The organism is Bacillus sp. TSO22, assembly GCF_020223595.1.
Taxonomy (GTDB): domain Bacteria; phylum Bacillota; class Bacilli; order Bacillales; family Bacillaceae; genus Bacillus; species Bacillus inaquosorum.
Window position 1 is genome coordinate 306,274 of sequence record NZ_JAHAWO010000009.1, and the last position, 25,935, is coordinate 332,208.

Sequence of the window (25,935 nt, forward strand, 5' to 3'; positions counted from 1 at the left end):
ATTAAGCCCTCCTCATTAAAAAAGAAGATAACTTCTCAATAAATGTCTGTTTTTCTACTTTGTGTCTTGTTTCTTCTCTTTCAAACAAGGCATCCGCTAAAAGACGGACTGACCGGCTGGCTTTTGCCTGAGGACTTTGTATGAAAAAAGGAACCTGTTCGACAACTGCTTTGCTTACGATCGGATCTTCAGAAACAGAACCTGCAAACTGAACCTGAACATCCAAAAACATATGAATCGTGCGGGAAAGGCGGGTAAAAGCATCCAGCCCTTCTTGTTGATCACGGCACCGATTGACAGCGACCTTCATTGATAGCTTATTTTCTGTCAAAACCAAGTGCTTGACAGCGCTATATGCGTCCATGATGGCCGTAGGTTCGGGAGTTGTTATGATCAAAATATCTTCCGCCGATAAAATAAAAGGCAGCTGATCTTTTGATAAGCCCGCTCCCATGTCAAACAGTACATAATCGAACTGGCTTAACGCATGAGAAAGCTCATTGGCAAAAAACGCCCATTTTCTCTGATCCAGCTGAAATATCACATCAAGACCGGTTCCCCCTGATATGTACCGCAAACCCTTTAGCCCAACAGATAATGACTGCATCAAAGGCTTGCGATCGGTTAATACATCGATAATCGTGGAAGACGATGAATTTCCCATTAATATATCAATGTTCCCCATCCCGATATCAAGATCGATGAGCAGTACCTTCTTACCTTTATCCTGCAGCGCAAGAGCCATGTTTAAGGTAATATTGGATTTTCCGACACCGCCCTTGCCGCTGATGACAGCAAGTGTCTTCGCTTTTTGAGAATAAACCATTGGCAGAACACGCTGACGCTTTTCCATTTTCGCCCGTAAAGTTGCTGCTTGGTCAAATCTGTTCATCTGCACAGCATCCTTACAAAATCAAGAGGTGATACAGTCTGTATATCCTCCGGCACATTCTGGCCGTTTGTTATAAATCCGGCACCTATTTTTGATTCTGCCAGTATATTAAATACAGAACCTAAAGAAGAAGTCTCATCTATTTTTGTAAAAATGAACTGATTGACAGGGACAGATGAAAACCGTTTGACAATATGCTTCATATCTTCATATTTTGTAGTCGCGGATAAAACGAGAAATGACTGAATGCTGCTCTCAAAAGGAATCGTCTCTTTCAATTCATCAATGTATTGCTGCTCCTTGAAGTTTCTTCCGGCTGTATCAATAAACACATGATCATACTCAGAAAATAACTCTTTCGCCTGCTGGAATTCTTCTTTTGTATAGCAAACTTCCAGAGGAGCCTGCAGCAGTTCGGCGTATGTTTTCAACTGTTCAACAGCTGCAATCCGATACGTATCTGTTGTAATAAAAGCAATTTTTTTCTGTTTTTCAAGCATAGATATGGCTGCGAGCTTAGCAAGCGTTGTTGTTTTACCAGCCCCTGTTGAACCAAACAGCACGATATACTTTGAATGGATAGGCTCCTGCCACTTGTCTGCTGAAGGCAGCGTATCACATAGGATATCCTGAAGTTTACTGACCACGTTTTCTTCCGTAAGACCGCCCGCTTCCACAGAGCAGCCCAGCAGTTTTTTCAGAGCGCTCGTCTTCGTTGCCTCTTTAATCCCCGTTTCTTGCAAAAGCTTTTCTGCTTTTCGCAGCGGCTCAGGAAGTACAGATTGATAAGCTGAAAAATCAACGGGTTCATGTTGCGCCGGAAATTGAGGGGGGTATGTCCTCTCCTCTATTTTCGGACTGCTGACCGGAGTTTTTAATGTTTGTTTCGGCTCAGCTGCCTTCTGAGGCGTTTTTTTCTCAAGAAAGTCTTGATCCAATACGGCAATTACTTCAACAGCAGGCTTGTTGACGAGTCCAAACCATTTTCGCTTTTTAATTTTTTTCGAATTTAAGATGACCGCTTCATTACCCAACTCTTTTCTGATGAGAAGTGCCGCTTCTTGCATTGAAGCAGCAGTAAATTTTTTGATTTTCATTAAATATCCACCACTCCAATGCTTTGTACCTCAACATTCGCCTCAAGTTCGTTATAAGAGAGTACCGGAAGATCAGGGAAGTATCGTTCCAGAAGCTGTTTCACATACATTCTGACAGGCGGCGAGCAAAGAAGAATCGCAGTTTCCTGACGCAATGAGAGCTGTTCGGCTTCTTTAGCGACAGAGCGCACAATACTTTCTGAAATATCTGGTTCAAGCGACAAATAATTCCCGTGTTCCGTTTGCTGTACACCGTCTGCTATTGCCTTTTCTACACGGCCCGAACAAGTAACAACCTTCAACACTTCATTTTCTTTAGCAAACTGGGCTGTAATTTGTTTTGCCAGTGCCTGTCTTGTATACTCTGTCAAAAGATCAGAATCTGTTGTTAATTTTCCATAGTCAGCAAGCGTTTCGAAAATCGTTACTAAGTTTCGGATTGAAACTTTTTCTTTTAAAAGCTTAGCCAGCACCTTCTGAATATCACCAACAGACAACGGATTCGGCGTAACCTCTTCCACAAGGACTGGATACGTTTCTTTCAAGTGATCGATGAGCTGTTTCGTCTCCTGTCTTCCGATCAATTCGTGGGCATACTGCTTAATTTTCTCCGTAATATGGGTTGAAACGACTGAAGCAGGATCGACAACTGTATAACCAAGCATGTCAGCCTCATCCTTTACCGATTCGCCAATCCATTTGGCCGGCAGTCCGAATGACGGCTCCACTGTTTCAATCCCTTCTATGAGATCGTCTTCAGGCGTAGGCGACATCGCTAAATAATGATCAAGGAGCAGCTCGCCTTTTGCTACTTCGTTTCCTTTAATTTTCAATCGGTATTCATTAGGCTGCAGTGCTATATTATCTCTGATGCGCACGACAGGAATGACAAGCCCTAGTTCCAGAGCCAACTGGCGGCGAATCATAACAATCCGGTCTAATAAATCACCGCCTTGATTGGCATCAGCAAGCGGTATCAGACCATACCCAAACTCAAATTCTATCGGATCGATGTGCAGAAGCTGAACAACGCTTTCAGGGCTTTTAAGCTCGTCAACCTCAGCCTCTTCCTCAAGAATCTCATCCACTTCTTCTTTTTCCTTACCTGATTTAGATAGCGTATAAGCACCGAAAGCAAGCAGCCCTGCAAGCGGCCCCGTCAGAAAAATGCCAATCGGAGTGAAAATACCAAGAAGCAGAATCGTAGCTGCTGCGACGTATAAAAGCTTTGGATAAGCAAACAGCTGACCTGTAATGTCATGCCCTAAGTTTCCTTCAGAGGCAGCTCTTGTCACGACAATACCCGTAGCTGTAGAAATTAACAGCGCCGGAATTTGCGAAACAATTCCATCCCCTACAGTCAGCATCGTAAAGTGTGAAGCGGCCTCTTGAATAGACATGCCTTGCTGAAGCATTCCGATAACGATACCGAAAATAATATTGATCATCACAATGATGATTCCGGCAATCGCGTCGCCTTTTACAAATTTACTGGCACCGTCCATTGCTCCATAAAAGTCTGCTTCTCTTGCCACTTTTTCGCGGCGGTGCTTCGCTTCCTGTTCGGTAATCATCCCTGCGTTTAAATCAGCATCAATACTCATCTGCTTCCCCGGCATTGCGTCCAGCGTAAACCTTGCTGCAACCTCAGAAACACGTTCAGCACCTTTCGTAATGACGATAAACTGAATAATAATCAGGATGATAAATACAACGAGACCAACTAATACATTTCCGCCGACAACGAAATTTCCGAAAGTCTCGACGACTTTTCCTCCCTCACCATGTGAAAGAATTGAACGGGTAGTTGAGACGTTCAAGCCCAAACGAAATAGGGTTAAAAGCAGCAACAGTGACGGAAAAATCGAAAACTGGAGCGCTTCCTGCATATTCATTGTGGTGAGAAGCACGATCAACGCAAGAGAAATATTTATAATGATCAAAATACTTAACAGCCATGGAGGAAATGGAATCACCAGCATCGCCACAATGAGGACCACACTTATTAAAACGGATAAATCTCTTGTTGACATGCTGTTTTTTCTCTCCTTTTAAATCGAAAAGTTCAATATACTTTTTGTTTTGTTTTATATACGTAAGCCAGAATTTCTGCCAACACTTTAAAAAATTCTTCCGGCACTGCCTGGTCAATTTCTACCTGATCATATAACGCACGGGCAAGCGGTCTGTTTTCTACCATCATGACATCATGCTCTTTAGCAATTTTCCTGATTTTTAACGCCAGGTGGTCAACACCTTTTGCAACAATATAAGGAGCGTCCATTTTTTCTTCGTCATATTTCAGGGCAATCGCATAGTGAGTAGGGTTTGTGATAATGACATCCGCTTTTGGAACTTCCTGCATCATCCGCCTCATCGCCATTTCCCGCTGTCTTTGTTTAATTTTAGACTTGATAATCGGGTCTCCTTCAGATTTTTTGTACTCATCTTTTATATCCTGTTTTGACATTTTGATATTTTTCTCATAGTCAAATCTCTGATATAAATAATCGAGACCAGCAAGAATCAACAAAGCGCCTGCACCGCTCAGCCCCATCCACAGAGTGAGTTTTGAAACAAAAGAAAGGGCCTCTTCTGGTGTCAGGAGCGGGAGCCGGAGAATTTCTCCATAATGCAGCCAAAGAACAGCGAAGGCCGCAAAACCGACAACCGTGATTTTCAATATCGATTTAATCAGCTCTACAATCGCCCTCATACTGTATATTCGTTTAAATCCTTTGATCGGGTCCAGTTTTTCAAGCTTAGGCTGTATCACTTCAGCAGAAAACAAGAACCCAACCTGCATATAGTTGCTTACGACCCCTGCAACAAGAGCGACAAGCAAGATCGGTGCAAGTATGATGCCCGTATCCTCTAATAAGCTGATAAACAGTGTGTGCACATTTGATTCTGAGAGCTTCATTGTGAGCGACTCGGTATAAAAAGTTTCTATAAATGACAGCAGCCTGTCTCTCATAAACGGACCAATCGCAATAAGCGAAAGGAATACTACCAATAAAGAAATGGCGGTATTGACATCCGCGCTTTTTGCTACCTGCCCTTTTTTTCGCGTATCCTTCCGTTTTTTCGGAGTGGCTTTCTCTGTCTTTTCTCCCGCAAAAAACTGCAGGTCAATTCTAAGCTTCATTAAGAAACACCGACCAATGCTAAAAGATTCCGCATCGTTTCAATCGTTAAACTAAAGACATTCCGCACAACGACGAAGATAACGGACATACACACAATAAGCATGATGAAACTGACAGCGATCTTTAAAGGCAGACCGACCACAAATACATTTAATTGCGGAACAGTTCGAGCCACGATACCTAATGCTAAATCAACAAGAAACAAACTGGCCACAACCGGCGCTGACATTTGAAAAGCAATAATAAACATCGCATTAAAGCTTTTCGCGATAAAATAAGCAAACTTTTCATCGCCGAAATTCGGAAATGCCTGATCAACTGAAATATACTGAAAGCTGTAGTAAATACCGTCAAGCAGCAAATGGTGGGCATTGACACTCAGCATAAACAAAAGTGCCATCGTATAGATAAACTGGCCGATCAACGGACTTTGTGCACCAGTTTGCGGATCAATAACATTCGCAATTGAAAATCCCATTTGAAAATCAATAAAAGAGCCGGCAATTTGAACTGCGGCAATCATCATATAAGCAATTAAGCCTAGACAAAGACCAACCAAAGCTTCCTTAAACGCCAAGAGCATATATTGCCCATCTATCTCCAAAGAGGGAGGTTTATCAATGGTGCTGAAACAAATGACCGCGAGAAAAAAAGCAAATCCAATACGATGAACAGCTGGGACATTCCGGTGTCCGAATAGCGGAATCGTTACAAAAAAAGCAGAAATTCTAATAAAAACCAATAAGAAGGCAGGAAATAAATCAATAATCGAATTCATCTCTACATTACCCTGCAAAACGATTTAAATTAGAAAACAGTTCTGTTGTAAACGAAAGAATGGTCGACAGCATCCATGGACCAAAAAAAATCAAGGCCAGAAGAACCGCCACGATTTTGGGAATAAACGCCAAAGTCTGTTCCTGGATTTGGGTTGTCGCCTGAAATATGCTGACGATTAAACCGACCAGTAAAGCAATAGCCAGCAATGGCGCACTGATCATCAGCGTTACGTATACGGCTTTTTCCGCCATAGAAATTACAAATTCTGAACTCACGTTTAGCACCTACCCTAAAAGCTCTGAAGCAAAGATTTCACAATTAAATACCAGCCGTCTACTAAAACAAAAAGTAATATTTTAAAGGGCAGAGAAATCATAACTGGAGGGAGCATCATCATTCCCATTGACATTAAGACGCTCGCCACTACCATATCTATAATTAAAAATGGGATAAAAATCATAAAACCTATTTGAAACGCTGTTTTGAGCTCCGATATGGCAAAAGCGGGAACCATTGTTGTTAGCGGAATATCCTTTAATGATTCGGGTTTATCCATTTTGGCGTAATTCATAAACAGCGCCAGATCCTTCTGCCTTGTGTGTTTACTCATAAATTCTTTAATTGGTTCCTCAGCTTTCGTATACGCTTCGTCCAAGCTGATTTTGTTGTCCATCAATGGCGTCAGCGCTTCTTTATTAATCTCTGAAAAAGTAGGAGCCATAATAAAAAACGTTAAAAACAGCGCAAGCCCGATAAGAACCTGGTTTGGCGGCATAGATTGCGTCGCCAGTGAAGTTCTGACAAATGACAGAACAATGACGATGCGGGTAAAACAAGTCATAAGAATCAATATTCCAGGCGCCACTGAAAATACAGTTAACAATAATAATAATTTAACAGTTGAACTAACGTTTTCCGGATCGCTTGAATTGAAAATATTTATAAACTCATTCATGATGACGTGGGCCTTTCTTCTTTCCTTCAGAACGGTTTTGTTTTAACTCTTCAAGCTGCTCTTTTAAAGCTTTTGAAAATGAAGGCAGTTTTTGCTGCGGCTGATGTTCAGAGCTCTTCAACGGCTTCACAAACTTTTGCCACTCTATCTTGCTTGACATAGCCTCTTCATGCTGGCTGAGAATGACTTCAATCTCTTTTTCATCCTCAATTTCTTTCAGCAGCTGGATCGTCTCTCCAACACCGACGACGAGCACACTTTTTCCGACTTTGATCAATTGGATGGATCTGTTTTGGCCGACCGATGTGCCGCCAATATTTTCAACATATTGAAAAGGCTTTAGGAGCCGATTTCTTTTGTTCATGAGCTTAACCAGCCCGTAAATCAGCACGATAACAAACAGTAAAGCGAAAATCATCTTTACAAAATCAAAAGCTGAGACAGAAGGAGCCGCCGCTCCCTCCGTCTCATCAGCAGTTTGTGTTGTTTTTTCTTCCTTTTGCTCTGACTTATCTGCATTTTTTTCATCTTTCTTTTGAAACCATTCGTTTACAGTTGAATTATCAGAGTCTGCTGCGGCAGCAGCAATCGGATGTACACTGAATAAAACGAAAAAACAAATAAAAGCGATGAAATATTGACTCTTTTTCAACAGTCGTACACCCTTTAACTTAATGTTTTGTTGATTGCTTCAAGCACACGGTCTGCCTGGAAAGGTTTTACGATAAAATCCTTAGCGCCGGCCTGAATGGCATCGATAACCATTGATTGCTGTCCCATAGCAGAACACATAATGATTCTTGCCTGTGCATCAATTTGTTTAATTTCTTTTAATGCTGAAATCCCATCCATTTCTGGCATCGTGATATCCATAGTAACAAGATCAGGAGAATGCTCTTTATACTTTTCTACTGCTTGTGCTCCATTTTCAGCTTCCGCTACTACTTCAAAACCGTTTTTCACCAAAATATCTTTAATCATCATTCGCATAAATGCTGCGTCATCTACAATTAAAATTCTGTGTGCCATATTCAATCTCTCTCCTTGTGTTTCGTTATTTTAAATTATTAATGCGCTCTGCCTGGCTTAAAATGTCAGTGACTCTTACACCAAAGTTTTCTTCAATCACAACGACCTCGCCTTTGGCAACAATACGCTGATTAACTAAAATATCTACCGGCTCACCGGCTAATTTATCAAGCTCAATAATACTTCCGGCAGAAAGCTCCAAAATCTCTTTTACGCTTCTCTTTGTTCTGCCAAGCTCAACAGTAATCGAAAGCGGGATATCCAAAAGCATATCCAGGTTGTTTATAGGGGCTTGCGAAGCCTCATTTGGGTCAAACGCGGAAAATTCCACCGGTGAAACCTGAACTGGTGCTGTTTTTTTCGGCGTCCCCTGCCTTTTTGGCGGCTGTTGCTCCTGCGGTTCAATACGCGGCTCTGGTGCCACAGGCTCTTTCGGCTGCTCATATGTAACATCAGGCTGCGGCGATGTTTCTCCCTCTGCATTTCCTGTATTCATAAGGCTTGAAATTAAATCTTTCGCAAATGTCAGTGGGTAAAGCTGCATAATGCTGGAGTCTATTAATTCTCCCACCTTTAAGTTGAAAGAAACTTTCACCAGCATTTCATCATCAGGAATACGGTCTGTTCCCTTTTCTTCAGTTACATCGAGCAATTCAACCCGAGGCGGTGAAATATCAATTTTTTTACTGAATACAGTAGACATTGATGTGGCTGCCGATCCCATCATTTGGTTCATTGCTTCTTGAACCGCACTTAAATGGATTTCACCCAGTGAAGGGTCCGCACCTTTTCCGTCTCCCCCGATCATTAAGTCAGCAATGATCGCCGCGTCATTTTGTTCCACGACCAGCAGGTTGCTGCCGCTGAAGCCCTCCGTATAATTTACTTCAATCGCTACATACGGTTCAGGAAACGCATCGCTGATTTTACTTTTAGGTATGACAGTTACGCTCGGAGTCGTAATATCGACTTTTTGGTTTAAAAGCGTTGACAGCGCTGTTGCAGAACTGCCGAATGAAATATTTCCGATTTCACCGATCGCATCACGCTCCATTTCCGATAAGTCAAGTACTTCCGGAACCTCTGGCTCATCCGGCGTGCTGCCAGTGCCGTTAAGAAGCGCGTCAATCTCATCTTGAGATAATCTATTATTCTCCATCTTGTTCACCTCTTATGTCGTGATCTAAAATTTGCACTGCCTGTTTTCGATTCACCCGGCCGGCTTGTCCTAAAAATTTCGGCTTATCTCCGACCAATACAGTAAGAGGATCCGTGACTGATTTGTCCAAAGTTATGCAGTCTCCGACTTCTAAACTTAAAAACTCTTCTATTGTCAGTTCAGATGTGCCGAGCTCGGCCACGACAGGTATTTGTGCTGTCATGATACGTTTTTCAAGCGATTTTGTTTCCTCAGGCTTCGGCTCATTTCGATCTGATTGCATCCAATAGTGGACTGAAAGTTTCGGTATGAGCGGCTCGAGGACGATATGCGGGATACAGAGATTTATGACACCGCTGATTTCACCGATTTGAGTATTGAGTGAAATTACCACAACTGTTTCGTTAGGAGATACCATCTGAACGAATTGCGGATTTACTTCAAACTCAGTCATTTCCGGTTCAATATCAGCAATTGACTGCCAAGCTTCTTTATAATTTCCCAGTGCATTTTCAAATAAATTAGAAATGATTTTTGTTTCAATTTCTGTCAAGCTATCAACCTTATTATGACTGATTCCAATACCGCCCATTACCCGATCCATCATCGTATAAGCAATCGTCGGGTTAACCTCCATCATAATTCTGCCTTCCATCGGATGGACATCAAACAGATTCAGGATCGTCATGTTCGGTATAGATCTGATAAATTCCTCATACGGGACTTGGTCAACAGAACTGACAGATATGTGAATATAGGTTCTGAGCTGAGCAGAAAAGTGAGTAGTAAGAAGTCTTGCAAAATTGTCATGAATTCTCGTTAAACTGCGGATCTGATCCTTAGAAAACCGCAGCGCACGTTTGAAATCATAAACCTTCACTTTCTTCTCTTTTTCTTCTTTTTTCAGCTCTTCAGCGTCCATTTCACCAGTTGATATTGCAGAAAGCAGTGCATCTATTTCATTTTGGGAGAGAACTTCTCCTGACATTTTCCTCACCTCCGTATTCTGTCAAATTATGCTTTATTGCAGATTAAAGGAGGTAATATACACTTTTTCTACTTTTCCTTTTTGGAGGTAGCTATTTATTTTATCTTTTAGTTCCTTCTTAAAGGTTTCTTTTCCCTTGTCTCCCTCAATCTCATCAGCATTCGTATCAGCCAGCAGTGATATTACAGCGTCCTTCACTTGAAAATCACGTTTCTCAAGTTCTTCTTTTGATTTATCAGAGTCAGTTTCAAGTTTAATAGCAAGCCGGATAATGTTATCAGACTTTAAATTTGTTGTGATCTCTTCTACATCAACAGAAGATGCAACGATTTCATCAATACTTTTTTTCGCTTCACTTTTTTCGGACTTTCCGCCTAAAACAAAATAAGCCGCCGCCCCGAGAGCACCAATTATGATAAGAATAATTAGTAAAATGATCATTAATTTTTTCTTCATTCCGGTTCCTCTATTCCTTGATCCATTGAAAATATTTGTATTTTTCGGTAGAAAGATGCGATCTTTTCCAGAACAGCTTCTTCATCTTCTTTTACTACAAACTTCTTACCATTTGACAGAGTGATTGTAGTATCCGGAAAGCATTCAATCTGTTCAATAAACAGCGCATTCAGTGTAAAGGGCTGCCCATTCAAACGGGTTACTTTAATCATAAAACAGCGGAGAAGCGATTACTCACCTCCCCTCCCTCCTTAACGTTTAAGGTTAACCAGTTCTTGAAGGATTTCATCAGATGTTGTAATAATTTTCGAGTTTGATTGGAATCCGCGCTGGGCAACGATCATTTCAGTAAATTCGTCAGTTAAATCAACGTTAGACATTTCGAGAAAACCTGATTTAAGGGAACCTGTACCGCCATCACCAGGCTGGTTGGCTGCACTGGCAGTCCCAGAGTTTAAAGACTCACGGTATAAGTTGCTTCCGATTTTATCCAGACCGTCACTGTTTGCAAAAGTAACAATCCCGATTTGTCCGCCGTCTTGTGTTTGACCGCCCGCATCAACAATTGACACCTTTCCATCAGAACCAATGCTGAAGCTTTGTGCATCAAGAGGGATTTGAATTGTTCCACCAGTCATATTTAACACATGATAGCCATCACCGGTAACCAGTGTTCCGGTATTATCTAAATAGAAGTTTCCTGCTCTTGTATAAGCTGTTCCGTCGCCTGTATCAATTCTAAAGTAACCATCGCCGTCAATCGCTAAATCAAGTGTTCGCCCTGTGCTTTGTGTTGCGCTTGTTGAATGAATTGTATCAATTGTGCCAGAAGATGAACCTAAACCGATCTGCTTAGAGTTCGTACCGCCGATAGTTGCACCAGCCGCAGAACCGCCGGCAATTGTTTGGCTTACCATATCTTTAAAGGTAACACGGCTCTTTTTGAATCCTACTGTATTTACGTTGGCAATGTTGTTGCCGATAACGTCAAGCTTTGTTTGAAAGTTTTTCATACCGCTGATTCCAGAATAAAGTGAACGTAACATAATAAATTCCCCCAGATTTTTTATTTAGAAGACTGTGCTACAGACATTACATTCCACGGATTGATCTCGGTCCCATCATCAAGAATGAGATAATAGTTTCCTTGAGAATGTTTAACAGAGCTTACTGTGCCAGTTTTATTTGTTGTACTTTGACCATCAGTCCAAGATACTTCTTTTCCCAACCAATCAACATACGAAGTAAACGGATCTTGATTTTCAACAAATTGAGTCATGGTCTTATTCATGTTCATCATTTGCTCCAAGCTTGAAAAAGTCGCCATCTGACTGATAAATTCTTTGTCATCAACCGGGTTGAGCGGATCTTGGTTTTGGACTTGAGTCATTAATATCTTTAAGAACTCATCTTTCCCCAAGCTGCTATTGCTAGTCGTCACAGTGCTTGTTTTTTCAGGCAGTTTATATTCTGAACTTATAGAAGTCATTCTTCTTCCTCCATTTCAACCATCGACACTTCATCGAGCAGATCGCCGAAATCATTTGATTGCTTTTTCTGTCTTTGCTGTCTCTGCCCCTCTTGCTGCTGTTTCTGTTCATCAGCAAGCTGGCCGTATATCGGCTGATCTCCGGTTTGGACCGGGAGAGTAAAACGGTCAACTTGAACGGCCATATTCGGCAATGATTGCTTCAGCTGAGGAAGATGCTGTTCAAGCAGTTCCTTTGCTGATTGGCTCGATGCAATAATTTTACTCTGAAAGATCCCATTTTCATTTGTCAGCTTGATTGTGACAAATCCTAAATGTTCAGGGTTCAGCCGAATGGTGAAACTTCCCGTCGATCTGCCGAAAGGCGTATATTTCATCTGCTTCCATGCATTGATCACTTGATCAGCCACCGTTTTTGTTTCAGCAGTCGGTAAATCAGTTGAGAGCTGCTGCAGATCCAGTGTTTGAACTCCAGTGTTCCGGTATCCTGAAAACAGCATTTGGAGTCCTGATTTACTATCTACAGGCTGAATACTTCCAGAAGCATCCGGTCCACTTTTGCTGGATGAACTCTGTGAGAGCGGTGAGAGGGCACGCTTTCCAAAGTCTTGCGATGATTCGGATGATTTCGATAACAGGAAAGCTTTCAGCTGACTTTCAGCTAAATTCCATTCTTTGGTCCCTTTTTGAGGAAGCATAGACATTTGTTCCATTAAGCTTTGAAAGCTTTTCAGCTCTGACGCTGTCATCGAATAAAGTTTTGAACTAGACTCATCTTTAGTGAATATTTGCTGTTTAAGATCCTGAATGAGCTGTTGAGATACGCCCTTTTTTTCTAATGCAGAAAGAAATTGATCACCATTCTGGTAAATGACATGAGCTTCATTTCCCTTCCCGCGGTCAGACAGCTTATTCCCTTCTAGCAGCTGACTAATGAACATCTGGATAAGGATAAGTTCTTTATCATCCTCAGATCCTTCATTCTCCTGATTTGATTGCTCTGTATCAGACTTCAGTTCTCCATTAATGTCAGCAGCAGACTCATTGGTTGCCAAAGCCGTTTTACTTTCTGAAATGATTTTGTCTGCTTCTGCGAGTAATTGATTTGTCCCGCCGGACACTTTTGATTCAACTGCTTGCAACAGATTCTGCAGCATTCGCTGAGCAGTTTCATCCAACTGCTCCCCTGTTAGTTTGTTTAATGTTTGCAGAAGTTCCACTTTTTGTTTGTCTTGATCTTCAGGGCTTGCATTTAGCCAATCACTGATCTTTTTAAGCGCATCTGCCAAAAGCTGACCGGAAGTAGGAGTTCCCTTTCCTTGTTCTGAGATTTCCTTCAATCCGGCCTCAGACATCAGCCAGTTTTGAAAAACTCCCTGGTTACTTTTCATGGTTTTAGCAGCAGTACCCGCTGTGGTTTGCAGCAAAGGTCCCGCCAATTCAAGCAGCTTCACCTTCAATTCCCCCTATTCTTGGCTGGCAGCAATTTTTTCTGTATAGGTTGCTGCTTGCTCAGGAGTCATTTTTGCCAAGATGTCAGCAAGCTGCTTTTTGCTTAGACCATTCAATATTTTCAGCGCTTCTTGCTCCTTTAATTGGGCAATAATTTTAGCAGCCTTTCCGCTGTCCATGCTTTTATATACACTGATCACTTTGTCATCCTTAGAAGAAGAATTCGAACCTGATGTTTCTTCAGGATTATCTTCTGATGACTTTTTTTGATCCTCCGCCGTCTTTTCAAGTGAACGGATCTTTTGATTGAGCCTGTCGATTTCAGATTTACTTGTTTCTAAATCTTTATTCAATATACTGATTTCACTTTTTTGGTCCTTAATGGTCTTTTCCAGAGCTGCCGTATTACTGCTATCCTTATTTGATGCTGTGTCTTTTTTATTTTCGGTTTCAGGAACTAATTCTTTAAGAACCGGCGTTTTTGCCGCAGCTTCCTGTATCGGCTTTAAGACATTGACACCAGCAGCCCAAAGAACAATCCCCCCAGCGATTAGAAGAAACATCAACGGAAGGATAATGATAAGCAAAACCGAACGGAACTTACCTGATTCTTTCTTTTTGCCGGACATTACATTCGCTCCTAATGGCCTTGAATCATAAACTGCTTGATCGAAATATCGTCCATTTCTTTCATCTCTGCAGCTTTGTCTTCAAGAGCAAACATTTTAAACTGTTTTTCACGCATTTTTTCAAACTTTTTTACTTCTATATTTTTCTCTGTCAAAATTTCTTGTTTTTGATTCATTTGATTTCTTTTCATAATGACAAGCTTTTGATAGTGATAGATCGTGTTTTCAAGGTTTGAGACAAATTGCTGGTAATGCCTCATTTCTTGTACACTCATGCCGCTTTTCAATTTCTTTTCCTTATTTTGTTCAAGCAATTCCTTTTTGCTCATATTCTCATATAATTTTTCAGCAACATTTTCAAATTCAGAAACTGATTGCTGATACTCGGATAAGGATTGATCTTTCTCATTTTCTTTTAGTTCCAGCAGCTTTTGGAATCTAAATTGATAAGCCACGTTTATTCCTCATTTCCTATCAAACTAGTTAATGCAGCAATGCTTTCTTCCAATAATGCTGATTCGTCTGTTCCCTGTTTTAAAAATTGAATAAGCTGCGGATAAAATTGTATCGCTTCATCAATTTCTCTTGAGGATCCTCTTTTGTAAGCTCCGATATTAATGAGATCTTCCGAATTTTGATATGTTGATAAAAGTTCACGGAATTTATTTGCTGCTTCCAGATGTTGTCTTGTCGATATGTTTGACATCACCCTGCTGATGCTTTTTAGTACATTAACTGCAGGAAACTGGCCTTTATTGGCAAGCGCCCTGTCCAACACAATATGTCCGTCTAAAATTCCGCGAACAGTGTCCGCAATCGGCTCATTCATGTCATCCCCGTCTACCAATACTGTATAAAACGCCGTAATGGTTCCGTGCTCATTTGCACCTGTTCGCTCTAATAAACGAGGTAAAATAGCGAACACAGAAGGTGTATAGCCTTTTGTCGTCGGAGGTTCTCCGGCAGCCAGTCCAATCTCACGCTGTGCCATTGCCACCCTTGTAACAGAATCCATCATAAACATGACATTTTTGCCTTTATCGCGGAAATACTCGGCAATTGCCGTCGCTGTATATGCCGCTTTCAATCTCATTAATGCTGGCTGATCTGAGGTGGCAACGACCACAATCGATCGTTTAAGCCCCTCTTCCCCAAGATCTTTTTCAATAAACTCCCGAACCTCTCGCCCGCGTTCTCCGACAAGTGCAATGACGTTTAAGTCAGCCTCTGTCTGCTTGGCGATCATCCCCATTAATGTACTTTTTCCGACACCGCTTCCTGCAAAAATGCCAATCCGCTGGCCTTTACCGACTGTCAGCAAGCTGTCAATTGATCTGACTCCTACACCCATCTTTTCACGGATAGGCGGCCGTTTCATCGGGTTGGGCGGTGATTGCTCCGTCGATACAGGCGAGAGCCCTTTCGGCAGCAGTTTTCCGTCAAGCGGCTCGCCAAAAGCATCGATAACCTGTCCGATCAGTCCTGCTCCGACTTTAACCCGAAGAGATTCACCAGTGGCTTCTACAATACTGCCGGGCGCAATGCTTGCAGCCTCTAAATAAGGCATAAGCAAAATATTTTCTTCCTGGAAGCCGACAACCTCAGCTTTAATGACTTTACCAGATTGTCCTTTTGCATAAATCAGGCACACGTCGCCAATTGAGCTTGCAGGCCCTTTTGATTCAATCATCAGGCCGATCACCCGCTTGACTTTTCCGTACCGTTTATACGAGTCCGTCATTTCTATACAATCTATCAGACTCTGTGTCTTCATTCAGCTGCACCCGCTTCCAGCACTGTCAGAAGTTTATCTTTCAATTGCATTAGTTGTGTGTCAACACTCGCATCCACTCTGCCAAAAGGAGTTTCTATATAACAAGATCCTTTTTGAGCTTTTTCATCAGCATATATGCCAAGCCGGCATTCTTTATAAAGAAGCTGCAGAATTTCATCTTTTTGCTGAAAGACTGTCTCATAGTAATATGGGTCTACATATATTGAGATATCGTCATATTCCTTTACTTCGTTTACAACCTGTTTCACTAGCAGGAGAAAAGCCTCTTTATCATCAGATTTTTGCTGCCATACTTTTTTAGCCAGTGCAACGGCAAGCTCAACGATTTCTTCAGAAGCGTCTTCAAGCTTGTCCTCAACAGCTTTTCTGGACATTTCAGTTATGCTGTTTGCTTGGTCGATCAGCTCGGAATACTGTTGAAGCGCCTCCGCTTTGCCTAATGCCACACCTTGTTCAAAACCCTCGGCTTTTGCTTCCTCAATAAGCTTTTGTTTTTCAGCTGCCCAATCATTTTTTTCCTGCTCAATTTGACGGCGAATAGTTTCTATATGGCTGTTGGCCTGCTCTGAAATCCGGTCAGCTTCCTCTTTCACTCGGGCGATAAGCGCTTCCGGATTCTCTTCAGCCTGCAAAAGGTGAGAATGATCGATTCGCACCTCTTGTACAGAGAGTTTTCTTCTTTCCTTTTGTGGAGAAAAAGATGATTCTTGTTTAATGATATTAGACAATAATATCGTCCCCTCCGCCTCTTGCTATCACAATTTCACCGGCTTCTTCAAGCTTTCTGACGATGCTTACAATTCTTGATTGAGCTTCTTCTACATCTTTCAAGCGTACAGGGCCCATGAATTCCATTTCTTCTTTAAAGGTTTCAACCATACGCTGTGACATATTGTTGAATACAATTTCTTTGACTTCCTCGCTCGCAACCTTTAATGAAAGGAGCAGATCGTCGTTTTCAACATCGCGAATGACTCTCTGAATTGCGCGGTTATCAAGTGTAACAATATCTTCGAAGACAAACATCCGCTTTTTAATTTCTTCAGCAAGATCAGGATCCTGAATTTCCAATGAATCTAAGATCGTCTTCTCTGTTCCTCTGTCTACCCCGTTTAACACTTCAACAACAGCTTCAATTCCGCCTGTTTGTGTATAATCTTGAGTAAATGCAGAAGATAATTTTTGTTCCAGAATCCGTTCTACCTCATTAATAATTTCAGGTGACGTTCTGTCCATGACCGCGATTCTTCTTGCGACCTCAGCCTGTACCTCAGGATTCAGCTCGGATAAAATTTGCCCGGCTTGCACAGGATCTAAATAAGACAAGATTAAAGCCATCGTCTGCGGATGCTCTTGCTGTATAAAATTCAAAATTTGTTCTGGCTCCGCTTTTCTGGCAAAATCAAATGGTTTAACCTGTAAAGATGAAGTCAGCCTGTTTAGAATGTTTTCCGCCTTATCCTCTCCAAGCGCCTTCTCAAGAACTTGTCTTGCATAGCTTAGACCGCCCTGAGAAATATAATCTTGCGCAATGGCTATATTATGAAATTCTTCTATAATTTCATCCTTTTTTTGATGATCAACACTTCGAACACCCGATATTTCCAGGGTAAGCCTTTCAATTTCTTCATCGGTTAAGTGCTTATATACAGAAGCTGACACATCTAACCCCAAGGAAATCATGAGAATGGCTGCTTTTTGTTTTCCTGTAAGCTTATCTTGATCACGTCTCGCCATTTCTAATTCCTCCTAATCCTCGGCCAGCCAGCTTCTCAGCAATTTTGCAAAATCTTCTGGCTTGTCTTTCGCCATCTTTTCAAGCTGTTTTCGTCTGACTGTTTCCGCTGTTTCATTTTCCTCTTCGTTGATATCAGGCAGATTGATCGGTTCTTGAGGAACCTCATATTCATATTCCTCATATTCATCCTCTTGCGCCCGTTTCTTTCTCACTAGCATAATGATGAGAACAATGATCGCTGCGATTAAAACACCGCCTATGATGTATGCCCACAGCGGGATACCTGAGGATTTTTCCGTATTTGTATCCAAGTTGACTTTTCCGTCGAATGGCTGAACGGAAACCACAATTTTATTATTGATATCTTCATCAGAAAGGTTCTGGTTTTGTGTTGCATCCTTATCCAGTGATGTTCTGACAACAGTTGAAAGGATTTTTTGTATATCATCTTGTCTTTCAGTTGATAGCGACGCTGTGTTTTTGGCATCAGGCGGCTCTACCATGACTTGAATCCCTAAATCTCTGACCTTATAAGGGCTTTCAGCGATTTCTTTATGGATGCGGTTAACTTCGTAATTGATTTTATTACTGCTCTTTTCGTAGTTCCCGCTTTCGGTATTTTCGCCGTCAGCTTTATAGTTTGTTACATCTTCGTCGCCGGTTCCGGCAGTTCCGCCATTGGCTGCACCATCACCCTGGTATGTTTCAGAAACCTTTTCCGCGCTGACTGCAATACCTTCCATGTTTTCTTTATCAACAGGTTCAACAATGTCTTCTGTGCGATTTTCTTTTGTGAAATCAATGTCAGCTGTCACGGAGACAACGACTTTATCTTGTCCCATCATCGTTCCAAGCAATGACTGAACATGTTTTTGAATATCTTTTTCAACTTGGGACTTAATTCCTTGCTGAGAAGAATAACTATCCGCGTAGGACCCTGCATCGCTGTCTGACTTGTCGTAGTATGTAGAATTTTGGTCCATGATGACGATGTTATCTTCTTTTAAGTTCGGCACGCTTTTCGATACCAGATGATACAATCCGTTGATCTGGCTTTGATCAAGTGTATAGCCCGGTTGAATCTGCAGAACGATTGACGCAGATGCTGCAGACTGCTCCTCACCGACAAACACAGCGTCTTTCGGGAGGTTAATCATTACTTTTGAATTTTTGATACCGTCCATTTCATTGATCAAATTTGATAGTTCTGTCTGTGTTGCTTTCACTTTGACCATATCAAACTCATTGTCTGTCAAACCAAAACCGGCATTCTGCCCAAAAAACGAATAATCGATTGATCCGGTTTTAGGAAGTCCTTCTGCAGCCATCTGCACTTTCAATGAATCAACCTGATCCTCCGGAACGCTAATCACTGTACCGCCGTTTGAAAGTTCGTTTGGCACTTTTTTTGCATCGAGTTCTTCTTTGATTTGCCCTGCTTCTTCGGCAGACAAATCTTTGTATAGCGGCGCCATTTGTGTGCTGGAAGCAAAAACACTAATAATAATTCCAATAATAATAATTGCCGCTAAAGCACTAATCATTAAAATCTTTTGTAACTTAGATCTATTTTTCCAAAACTCACTCGTTTTGTTTTTCATTTGCATTAGAGTACGATTCATGTTAACCCCCGGTCATTCCACTCTTTCTCTTAATCGTCAGACCCCCTACATTTGCATTCTCATAATCTCCTGATAGGCTTCCACAGCTTTATTGCGGAACTCTGTTGCAGCAGTTAGAGAGATGCTTGCTTTTTGAGCGGCGATCATGACCTCATCAAGATTTACATCTTTTCCTGCTGCCAAGGCATTAGTCATGTTGTCAGAAGCTACTTGGGACTCATTTAACGAACTAATAGAGTTTTTTAAAAGCTCCGAAAAGCTTGTTTGATTTGAAGAATCTGTTTTTTGGCTATTGTTTACTTGATTTGTTGCATTTTGAGTGTTTTGAGTATTTTGAACCTGAAAAGGAGAAATTGCATTAATCACATTCATTCACCTTACTTTCCGATTTCTAACGCCTTCATCAGCATTCCCTTTGTGGCATTCATCGCTGTCACATTCGCCTCATATGATCTTGTGCTGCTGACAAGGTCAACCATTTCTTTCAATGGATCAACATTAGGCTTTTGTACATATCCTTCAGCGTTTGCATCAGGGTCTGTCGGATCATAGACAAGATTAAAATCCGAATCATCTTCCGTGATTTTCGAAACCTTTACACCGTTTCCTGCATTGCCGCTTCCGCTCATTTGTGAATTGAGAATGGAAGAGAACGATTCACCTTTTGACTGAAGGGAAACCATTTTTCTTCTGTAAGGCACCCACTCTCCATCCACTTGCTTAGCTCTTGTCGTATCCATATTAGCCAAGTTAGACGATACAACGTCCATTCTGACACGCTGAGCTGTTAAAGCTGATGCTGAAACATTTAAGCTATGAAAAGCTGTCATCATTTTCCTCCTGTTAATACGGTCTTCAGCGAATTAAATTTACCGTTCATTCTTTCAACTAAAGCTTGATAGTTGATTTGGTTTTGTGCTAATTCCGTCATCTCTTTGTCAACATCAACATTGTTTCCATTTTGCTGATACGATGTATTCCCGCTTGTTACAATTGAATAATTCGAATTAGTATCAGAAAAATCAATATGACGATAGTCTGTTTTTGTCGCATCAAGACGCGAGGATTCTTGATCTAATAAATTTTGGAAAGAGACTTTTTTTGCCTTATAGTTCGGTGTATCTATATTGGCGATATTATTAGTTATGACTTTTTGCTTAATATCCGCTCTGCTCAAGGCATTTTCAAGATTTTGTATCGTTCCAGAAAATAAGCTCAAATCCACTTACCTCCATTTCAGTTTTTTTCACCCTCAATATCCTTGTCGAGAATTGTAAAACTATATGCTTATTGTAAGAAATAACAGGCATAAAGTCTATGAAGTTCGTGTAAAAAAATGTCCTCACAATTATCTATTTTACAACTAGGCACATAGTCCTAGATTATTTGAACTATGTTTTCACTTTGATATAAGCCTGAAAATAGCAAAATTCCTGTTTTTTCTTCATTATTTTCGTCATTTTTATGTCCATTTGAAGAAAAATGTAAATTTTATTAAAATTATTACAACAAAAGACTTTCAACCCAGGAAATAAAGCTTATCAATTTCCTTTATTTGAGTATAAAAAAGAACCCCTTTTTAAGGGGTTCTTTCGGTGATTAATGAGATTTTAGATTTTCTAATTCAATTAGGAATTTGTTGTTAAGAACTTTGATATAAGTACCTTTCATTCCTAATGATCTTGACTCGATGACACCGGCGCTTTCTAGCTTTCTGAGTGCATTAACAATCACAGAGCGGGTAATGCCGACACGGTCTGCGATTTTACTTGCAACGAGAAGGCCTTCGTTTCCGTCAAGCTCTTCAAAAATGTGCTCAATTGCTTCAAGCTCACTGTAAGAAAGAGAGCTGATAGCCATTTGTACGACAGCTTTGCTTCTCGCTTCCTCTTCGATTTCTTCTGCTTTTTCTCTCAGAATTTCCATGCCGACAACTGTAGCGCCGTATTCAGCGAGTATTAAATCATCATCATGAAATTGATCCTGTAAACGTGAAAGAATGAGGGTTCCTAATCTTTCTCCGCCTCCGATGATCGGTACAATTGTTGTTAAACCAGCTTGGAACAGGTCTCTATTCTCAACAGGAAAAGCAGTATATTCACTATTAATGTCCAAGTTAGAAGATGTTTCAGGGACGTTAAACAGATTTTTCGTATATTCTTCAGGGAATTGACGATCCTCAAGCATTTTTTTCATACGATCATTTTCAATTTGCTGGTTAATAGAATATCCAAGGAGTTTGCCTCTGCGGCTCACAACGAAAATATTGGAATCAATTACATCCCGCAGCGTCTCCGCCATTTCCTTGAAGTTTACCGGTTTCCCTGCCGCAGCTTGCAGCATGGAGTTAATAATTCTTGTTTTTTGTAATAAAGCCATGATAAATAATCCTCCTAAACATTCCTCTTATTAAATTTTTCACAATATAAATTGACTTAAATCTTTATTTTTGGCTATCGTTCCGAGCTTTTCTTCGACATACTGTGGTGTAATCGTTATTTTCTCCATTGTTACATCAGGAGCCTCAAACGACAGATCTTCTAATAGGCGTTCGAGTATTGTATGAAGGCGTCTCGCACCGATATTATCTGTGTCCTGGTTCACATGATAAGCAACTTCAGCAATCTTATGAATAGCTTCGTCAGAAAATTCAAGAGATATACCTTCTGTCTGCAATAAAGCCTGATATTGTTTCAGCAGCGCATTATCCGGCTCAACCAAAATTCTCACGAAGTCGTCTACCGTGAGTTTGCTCAGTTCTACACGAATCGGGAAACGTCCCTGCAGCTCAGGAATTAAATCAGACGGTTTGGCCATATGAAACGCTCCTGCTGCAATAAATAACACATGGTCTGTTTTTACCGAACCATATTTAGTGACAACGGTAGAACCCTCAACGATTGGGAGGATATCCCGCTGAACGCCTTCTCTTGATACATCGGCAGATGATGACGCGCCTCCGTTTTTTGCAATTTTATCAATCTCATCGATAAAGATAATGCCGCTCTCTTCTGCTCTCTGAACAGCTTCCTGGCTGACTTCATCCATATCGATGAGTTTGCTTGCTTCTTCATTTGTCAGGACTTTTCTGGCTTCTCTGACTGTCATTTTGCGCCGTTTCTTTTTCTTTGGCATTAATCCGCTCAGCGCGTCCTGCATATTCATGCCCATCTGCTCCATACCCGAGCCTTGCAGCATGTCAAACATAGAAGGCTGCTGCTCTTCGACTTCTACTGTTACATAATAGTCTTCGAGCTCTCCTAAAGCCAGCTGATGCGCCATGCGTTTTCTTTTTTCTTCAATGTTTGCTTCTTCCTGGCTCTCCGCCTCATCTTCGCCATTCGGCTGGCTGCCGCCAAAAAACATTTCAAACGGATTTTTCACGCCTGATTGTTTTTTCTTCCCAGGAACTAACAGACGAACAATGCGTTTGTTTGCATTTTCTTCTGCCTGCTCCTTTACTTCATTCATTTTCTCTTCTTTTATAAGCCGAACAGAAGTTTCCACAAGGTCTCTGACCATTGATTCAACATCTCTGCCTACATAACCGACTTCGGTGAATTTTGTTGCTTCAATTTTAATAAATGGCGCACCTGAAAGCTTGGCGATACGTCTGGCAATTTCAGTTTTTCCAACGCCGGTAGGCCCCATCATTAAAATGTTTTTCGGAACGACCTCGTCCTTCAGCTTTTCATCCAGAAGACTTCTTCTATAGCGGTTTCTTAATGCCACGGCGACAGCTTTTTTAGCGTTTTGCTGACCGACAATATATTGGTCTAACCGATCTACTATCTGTCTAGGTGTTAACGGTTTTTTTTCCATGCGCCTCAAGTCCTTTCTATTCAAGCTCTTCCAGTATGATTTGATCGTTCGTGTAAACACAAATTTCGCCTGCTGTTTCTAACGCGGCTCTAGCAATCTCACTTGCAGACATGCTTTCACCGGCATGCTTTTTCAAAGCTCTTCCGGCTGCCAAAGCATAATTGCCTCCTGATCCAATCGCGAGAATGCCGTCATCTGGTTCGATCACCTCGCCTGTTCCCGATACGAGAAGCAAAGTATCCTGGTTCATCACAATCAGCATAGCTTCAAGCTTTCTAAGCACTTTATCGCTGCGCCATTCCTTTGCAAGCTCAACAGCTGCCCGTTTTAAGTTGCCGTTATACTCTTCAAGCTTAGCTTCAAACTTTTCGAATAAAGTGAAAGCGTCTGCAACAGAACCCGCAAACCCAGCAAGAACCTTGCCGTTAAACAGTTTTCTCACTTTTCTCGCAGTGTGTTTCATGACAACAGCCTGACCAAATGTCACTTGGCCGTCTCCGGACATTGCGCTTCGTCCCTTATGCTGGACGGCAAATATTGTGGTCGCATGAAAAGATGACATAAAGGGCCTCCTTTAATTTTTCTTAAAAGCTCTTGGATGGTGAGACATATATGTGTTTCTCAACATTTCCTTCGAAACGTGCGTGTATATCTGTGTCGAAGACAGATTGGAATGCCCGAGCAGTTCTTGAACGCTTCTCAAATCTGCTCCTTCGTTTAACAGATGAGTGGCGAACGTATGTCGAAGCATATGCGGATGGATATGTAAAGTGCCGGACGCTTTTTGAACAAGCCCGCTTAAAATATGTCTGATGCCTCGGGCTGTAAGCGGTCCGCCTCTTTGATTCACGAATAATAGATCATGAGGTTCTTTTGCTTTCATCAGCAAGCACTGTCTTCCGCTATTCATATATACCTTCAATGCTTCGCGGGCGTAAGACCCAAAGGGGATATAGCGCTGCTTCTTGCCTTTACCGTGAACAAGTACAGTGTCCATAAATAAATCGATATCGTTGACACTTATGGAACAACATTCACTGACCCTCATTCCGGTGGCATAGAGAAGCTCTAACAGCGCTTGATCCCTCATTCCGGCCGGCTGGCTTATATCTGAAACTTCAAACAGCTCCTCAAGCTCTTTTTGATATAGAAACTTCGGTATCCGTTTCTCTTGTTTCGGCAGATGAACAAGCTGAAACGGATTTTCTTCAACAAGCTTTTCCCGCATCAGAAACTTATAAAAGCTTCTCAATGCAGATATCTTTTTGCTTATTGTTCGTCTCGATAAACCTTTTTCATAGGCTTCTGTCAAAAAAATCCTAGTATCTTGATATGCAGCTTTTTCAAATCCATTTATACCTTGAACGCGCAGGAAAGTCTCGAATTCTTCAATTGAATCCACATAATTCACAATAGTATATTGTGAATAATTTTTTTCAATTTGTAAATATTCAACGAATAACTTTACGAAATTCTTAACATTCTCCATGCTTAGTACCTCCCCAGGAAGGGCTTTTAAATGGTATCACAAATCGCGTTCAAGTTGCAATCAATACCTATATTGTTTTCGAAATTGTTTGAATTGTCTCAATCGCGCGGTTCGCGTATTGCTCGTTCCGCTCTTTTTTATTTTTAATTTTAACAGGCAATTCTTTTAAAAGCCCAAAGTTTGCATTCATCGGCTGGAAGTTCTTTTGGTTTGTTGTTGTAATATAGTGAGCCATGCTGCCTATTGCTGTTTCCTGAGGGAAAGTGACAAGCTCTTCTCCTAAAACAAGTTTAGCCGCATTAATGCCTGCTACCAGTCCTGAGGCAGCTGATTCCACATATCCTTCTACTCCCGTCATTTGGCCTGCAAAGAACAGGTCATTGCGGTTTTTAAATTGATAAGTCGGCTTTAACAGGCTTGGAGAGTTAATGAATGTATTTCTGTGCATCACGCCGTATCTGACGATTTCTACATTTTCAAGCCCTGGAATCAACTTAAGAACTTCTTTTTGGTCTCCCCACTTTAAATGAGTCTGGAATCCTACAATATTGTAGAGTGTTCCTGCTGCATCATCCTGTCTGAGCTGAACGACAGCATAAGGACGTTTTCCTGTAACAGGATGCTCTAGACCAACCGGTTTCATCGGGCCGAAAAGCATTGTTTTCTTACCCCGTTTTGCCATGACTTCAATCGGCATGCAGCCTTCAAAGAAAATCTCTTTTTCAAATTCTTTTAACGGGACTGTTTCTGCTGATGTTAATGCTTCATGAAAACGGTCAAACTCTTCTTCTGTCATCGGGCAGTTCAAATACGCCGCTTCACCTTTATCATAACGGGATTTCAGGTATACTTTATCCATATCAAGGCTGTCTTTTTCTACAATCGGCGCCGCTGCATCATAAAAATATAAATAGTCCTCTCCAGTCAGCTCCTTCAGCTGGGCAGACAGCGATTCTGACGTTAATGGACCCGTTGCGATAATGGTAGGGCCTTGTGGGATTTCTGTCATTTCTTCATTAATAACAGTTACGTTTGGATGATTTTTTACCCGATTTGTCACACTTTCGGCAAATTCATGACGGTCAACTGCGAGAGCGCCCCCGGCAGGGACCGAACAGTCGTCAGCAGCCGCGATGATGGCTGAATCAAGCGCCCGCATTTCTTCCTTTAATACACCGACAGCGTTAGCAAGCGTGTTGGAGCGCAGAGAGTTGCTGCACACAAGCTCGGCAAATTTATCTGTATGGTGCGCAGGCGTTTGTTTAACAGGGCGCATTTCATATAATTTAACTTGAATTCCCCGTTTGGCAAGCTGCCATGCTGCTTCACTTCCTGCGAGTCCGGCTCCGATTACATTCACTGTTTGTTGGTTCATCTTTCACATCTCCTAGTTT

The 25,935-nt window shown here is 41.5% G+C and carries 30 protein-coding genes; all 30 read right to left on the bottom strand.

Annotated elements, in window-relative coordinates:
• Position 1: 1 nt before the first annotated feature.
• The 30 genes from flhG to trmFO all read right to left on the bottom strand — a co-directional run bounded on the left by flhG (position 2) and on the right by trmFO (position 25,916).
• A complete protein-coding gene (gene flhG, locus KHQ79_RS10035; protein WP_225515032.1) occupies positions 2-898 on the bottom strand; it encodes a flagellum location/number ATPase FlhG in 897 nt (298 codons plus the stop codon).
• Positions 889-1,989, bottom strand: a complete 1,101-nt coding sequence (locus KHQ79_RS10040) for a flagellar biosynthesis protein FlhF (RefSeq protein WP_060398631.1) — start codon at positions 1,987-1,989, stop codon at positions 889-891. The genes flhG and KHQ79_RS10040 overlap by 10 nt, the downstream gene beginning before the upstream one ends.
• Positions 1,989-4,022: a flagellar biosynthesis protein FlhA gene (gene flhA / locus KHQ79_RS10045; RefSeq protein WP_019258406.1), complete on the bottom strand. Its 2,034-nt coding sequence runs from the start codon at positions 4,020-4,022 to the stop codon at positions 1,989-1,991. The genes KHQ79_RS10040 and flhA overlap by 1 nt, the downstream gene beginning before the upstream one ends.
• Before the next feature lie 32 nt (positions 4,023-4,054).
• Positions 4,055-5,137, bottom strand: a complete 1,083-nt coding sequence (gene flhB / locus KHQ79_RS10050) for a flagellar biosynthesis protein FlhB (RefSeq protein ID WP_225515034.1) — start codon at positions 5,135-5,137, stop codon at positions 4,055-4,057.
• Entirely contained in the window at positions 5,137-5,916 is a 780-nt protein-coding gene (fliR, locus tag KHQ79_RS10055; RefSeq protein WP_003238525.1) for a flagellar biosynthetic protein FliR, read from the bottom strand. The genes flhB and fliR overlap by 1 nt, the downstream gene beginning before the upstream one ends.
• A gap of 7 nt (positions 5,917-5,923) precedes the next feature.
• On the bottom strand, positions 5,924-6,193 hold the full coding sequence (gene fliQ, locus KHQ79_RS10060) for a flagellar biosynthesis protein FliQ (protein WP_014113798.1): 270 nt from the start codon (positions 6,191-6,193) through the stop codon (positions 5,924-5,926).
• Positions 6,194-6,207: 14 nt separating this feature from the next.
• Positions 6,208-6,873: a flagellar type III secretion system pore protein FliP gene (gene fliP, locus KHQ79_RS10065; protein ID WP_019258404.1), complete on the bottom strand. Its 666-nt coding sequence runs from the start codon at positions 6,871-6,873 to the stop codon at positions 6,208-6,210.
• Positions 6,866-7,525, bottom strand: coding sequence for a flagella biosynthesis regulatory protein FliZ (fliZ, locus tag KHQ79_RS10070; RefSeq protein WP_225515036.1), 660 nt, complete (start codon positions 7,523-7,525; stop codon positions 6,866-6,868). The genes fliP and fliZ overlap by 8 nt, the downstream gene beginning before the upstream one ends.
• A gap of 14 nt (positions 7,526-7,539) precedes the next feature.
• Positions 7,540-7,902 carry a chemotaxis protein CheY gene (gene cheY / locus KHQ79_RS10075; RefSeq protein WP_003220882.1) on the bottom strand — a complete coding sequence of 121 codons (363 nt, stop codon included), beginning with the start codon at positions 7,900-7,902 and terminating at the stop codon, positions 7,540-7,542.
• 25 nt (positions 7,903-7,927) lie between these two features.
• The gene (fliY, locus tag KHQ79_RS10080) at positions 7,928-9,061 is read right to left on the bottom strand and encodes a flagellar motor switch phosphatase FliY (RefSeq protein WP_225515038.1); all 1,134 of its coding nucleotides are present in this window, start codon (positions 9,059-9,061) and stop codon (positions 7,928-7,930) included.
• Positions 9,051-10,049 (bottom strand): flagellar motor switch protein FliM, encoded by a 999-nt coding sequence (fliM, locus tag KHQ79_RS10085; RefSeq protein ID WP_003220879.1) that lies wholly within the window; start codon positions 10,047-10,049, stop codon positions 9,051-9,053. The genes fliY and fliM overlap by 11 nt, the downstream gene beginning before the upstream one ends.
• A gap of 33 nt (positions 10,050-10,082) precedes the next feature.
• On the bottom strand, positions 10,083-10,505 hold the full coding sequence (gene fliL, locus KHQ79_RS10090) for a flagellar basal body-associated protein FliL (RefSeq protein ID WP_225515040.1): 423 nt from the start codon (positions 10,503-10,505) through the stop codon (positions 10,083-10,085).
• Positions 10,502-10,717 carry a swarming motility protein SwrD gene (gene swrD, locus KHQ79_RS10095; protein ID WP_003220876.1) on the bottom strand — a complete coding sequence of 72 codons (216 nt, stop codon included), beginning with the start codon at positions 10,715-10,717 and terminating at the stop codon, positions 10,502-10,504. The genes fliL and swrD overlap by 4 nt, the downstream gene beginning before the upstream one ends.
• A 39-nt stretch (positions 10,718-10,756) precedes the next feature.
• Positions 10,757-11,551 (bottom strand): flagellar basal body rod protein FlgG, encoded by a 795-nt coding sequence (gene flgG / locus KHQ79_RS10100; RefSeq protein WP_003238530.1) that lies wholly within the window; start codon positions 11,549-11,551, stop codon positions 10,757-10,759.
• A 20-nt stretch (positions 11,552-11,571) separates the two neighbouring features.
• Positions 11,572-11,994, bottom strand: coding sequence for a flagellar hook assembly protein FlgD (gene flgD, locus KHQ79_RS10105; RefSeq protein WP_225515042.1), 423 nt, complete (start codon positions 11,992-11,994; stop codon positions 11,572-11,574).
• Positions 11,991-13,448: a flagellar hook-length control protein FliK gene (locus KHQ79_RS10110; protein ID WP_225515044.1), complete on the bottom strand. Its 1,458-nt coding sequence runs from the start codon at positions 13,446-13,448 to the stop codon at positions 11,991-11,993. Before KHQ79_RS10110 ends, flgD begins: the two co-directional genes overlap by 4 nt.
• Before the next feature lie 12 nt (positions 13,449-13,460).
• Positions 13,461-14,075, bottom strand: a complete 615-nt coding sequence (locus KHQ79_RS10115) for a MotE family protein (protein ID WP_019258398.1) — start codon at positions 14,073-14,075, stop codon at positions 13,461-13,463.
• Between the two features lie 11 nt (positions 14,076-14,086).
• Positions 14,087-14,530 carry a flagellar export protein FliJ gene (gene fliJ, locus KHQ79_RS10120; RefSeq protein WP_003238536.1) on the bottom strand — a complete coding sequence of 148 codons (444 nt, stop codon included), beginning with the start codon at positions 14,528-14,530 and terminating at the stop codon, positions 14,087-14,089.
• Between the two features lie 2 nt (positions 14,531-14,532).
• Complete coding sequence (gene fliI / locus KHQ79_RS10125) at positions 14,533-15,849, bottom strand: flagellar protein export ATPase FliI (protein ID WP_225515046.1); 1,317 nt, start codon at positions 15,847-15,849, stop codon at positions 14,533-14,535.
• Positions 15,846-16,598: a flagellar assembly protein FliH gene (fliH, locus tag KHQ79_RS10130; protein ID WP_060398627.1), complete on the bottom strand. Its 753-nt coding sequence runs from the start codon at positions 16,596-16,598 to the stop codon at positions 15,846-15,848. The genes fliI and fliH overlap by 4 nt, the downstream gene beginning before the upstream one ends.
• A complete protein-coding gene (fliG, locus tag KHQ79_RS10135) occupies positions 16,591-17,607 on the bottom strand; it encodes a flagellar motor switch protein FliG (RefSeq protein ID WP_003231981.1) in 1,017 nt (338 codons plus the stop codon). The genes fliH and fliG overlap by 8 nt, the downstream gene beginning before the upstream one ends.
• A 12-nt stretch (positions 17,608-17,619) precedes the next feature.
• Positions 17,620-19,230 (bottom strand): flagellar basal-body MS-ring/collar protein FliF, encoded by a 1,611-nt coding sequence (gene fliF, locus KHQ79_RS10140; protein WP_225515048.1) that lies wholly within the window; start codon positions 19,228-19,230, stop codon positions 17,620-17,622.
• 45 nt (positions 19,231-19,275) lie between these two features.
• Positions 19,276-19,596 (bottom strand): flagellar hook-basal body complex protein FliE, encoded by a 321-nt coding sequence (fliE, locus tag KHQ79_RS10145; protein WP_003238544.1) that lies wholly within the window; start codon positions 19,594-19,596, stop codon positions 19,276-19,278.
• Between the two features lie 11 nt (positions 19,597-19,607).
• Positions 19,608-20,060 (bottom strand): flagellar basal body rod protein FlgC, encoded by a 453-nt coding sequence (gene flgC, locus KHQ79_RS10150; protein WP_003238546.1) that lies wholly within the window; start codon positions 20,058-20,060, stop codon positions 19,608-19,610.
• Positions 20,060-20,449, bottom strand: coding sequence for a flagellar basal body rod protein FlgB (flgB, locus tag KHQ79_RS10155; RefSeq protein WP_003238548.1), 390 nt, complete (start codon positions 20,447-20,449; stop codon positions 20,060-20,062). Before flgB ends, flgC begins: the two co-directional genes overlap by 1 nt.
• Before the next feature lie 380 nt (positions 20,450-20,829).
• Positions 20,830-21,609, bottom strand: a complete 780-nt coding sequence (codY, locus tag KHQ79_RS10160) for a GTP-sensing pleiotropic transcriptional regulator CodY (RefSeq protein WP_003238551.1) — start codon at positions 21,607-21,609, stop codon at positions 20,830-20,832.
• A 39-nt stretch (positions 21,610-21,648) separates the two neighbouring features.
• Positions 21,649-23,052 carry an ATP-dependent protease ATPase subunit HslU gene (gene hslU, locus KHQ79_RS10165; protein WP_019258392.1) on the bottom strand — a complete coding sequence of 468 codons (1,404 nt, stop codon included), beginning with the start codon at positions 23,050-23,052 and terminating at the stop codon, positions 21,649-21,651.
• A 16-nt stretch (positions 23,053-23,068) separates the two neighbouring features.
• On the bottom strand, positions 23,069-23,614 hold the full coding sequence (gene clpQ, locus KHQ79_RS10170) for an ATP-dependent protease subunit ClpQ (protein ID WP_003238555.1): 546 nt from the start codon (positions 23,612-23,614) through the stop codon (positions 23,069-23,071).
• A gap of 12 nt (positions 23,615-23,626) precedes the next feature.
• Positions 23,627-24,541: a tyrosine recombinase XerC gene (gene xerC, locus KHQ79_RS10175; protein ID WP_003238557.1), complete on the bottom strand. Its 915-nt coding sequence runs from the start codon at positions 24,539-24,541 to the stop codon at positions 23,627-23,629.
• Between the two features lie 67 nt (positions 24,542-24,608).
• Complete coding sequence (gene trmFO, locus KHQ79_RS10180) at positions 24,609-25,916, bottom strand: FADH(2)-oxidizing methylenetetrahydrofolate--tRNA-(uracil(54)-C(5))-methyltransferase TrmFO (RefSeq protein WP_225515049.1); 1,308 nt, start codon at positions 25,914-25,916, stop codon at positions 24,609-24,611.
• Between the last annotated feature and the right edge of the window lie 19 nt (positions 25,917-25,935).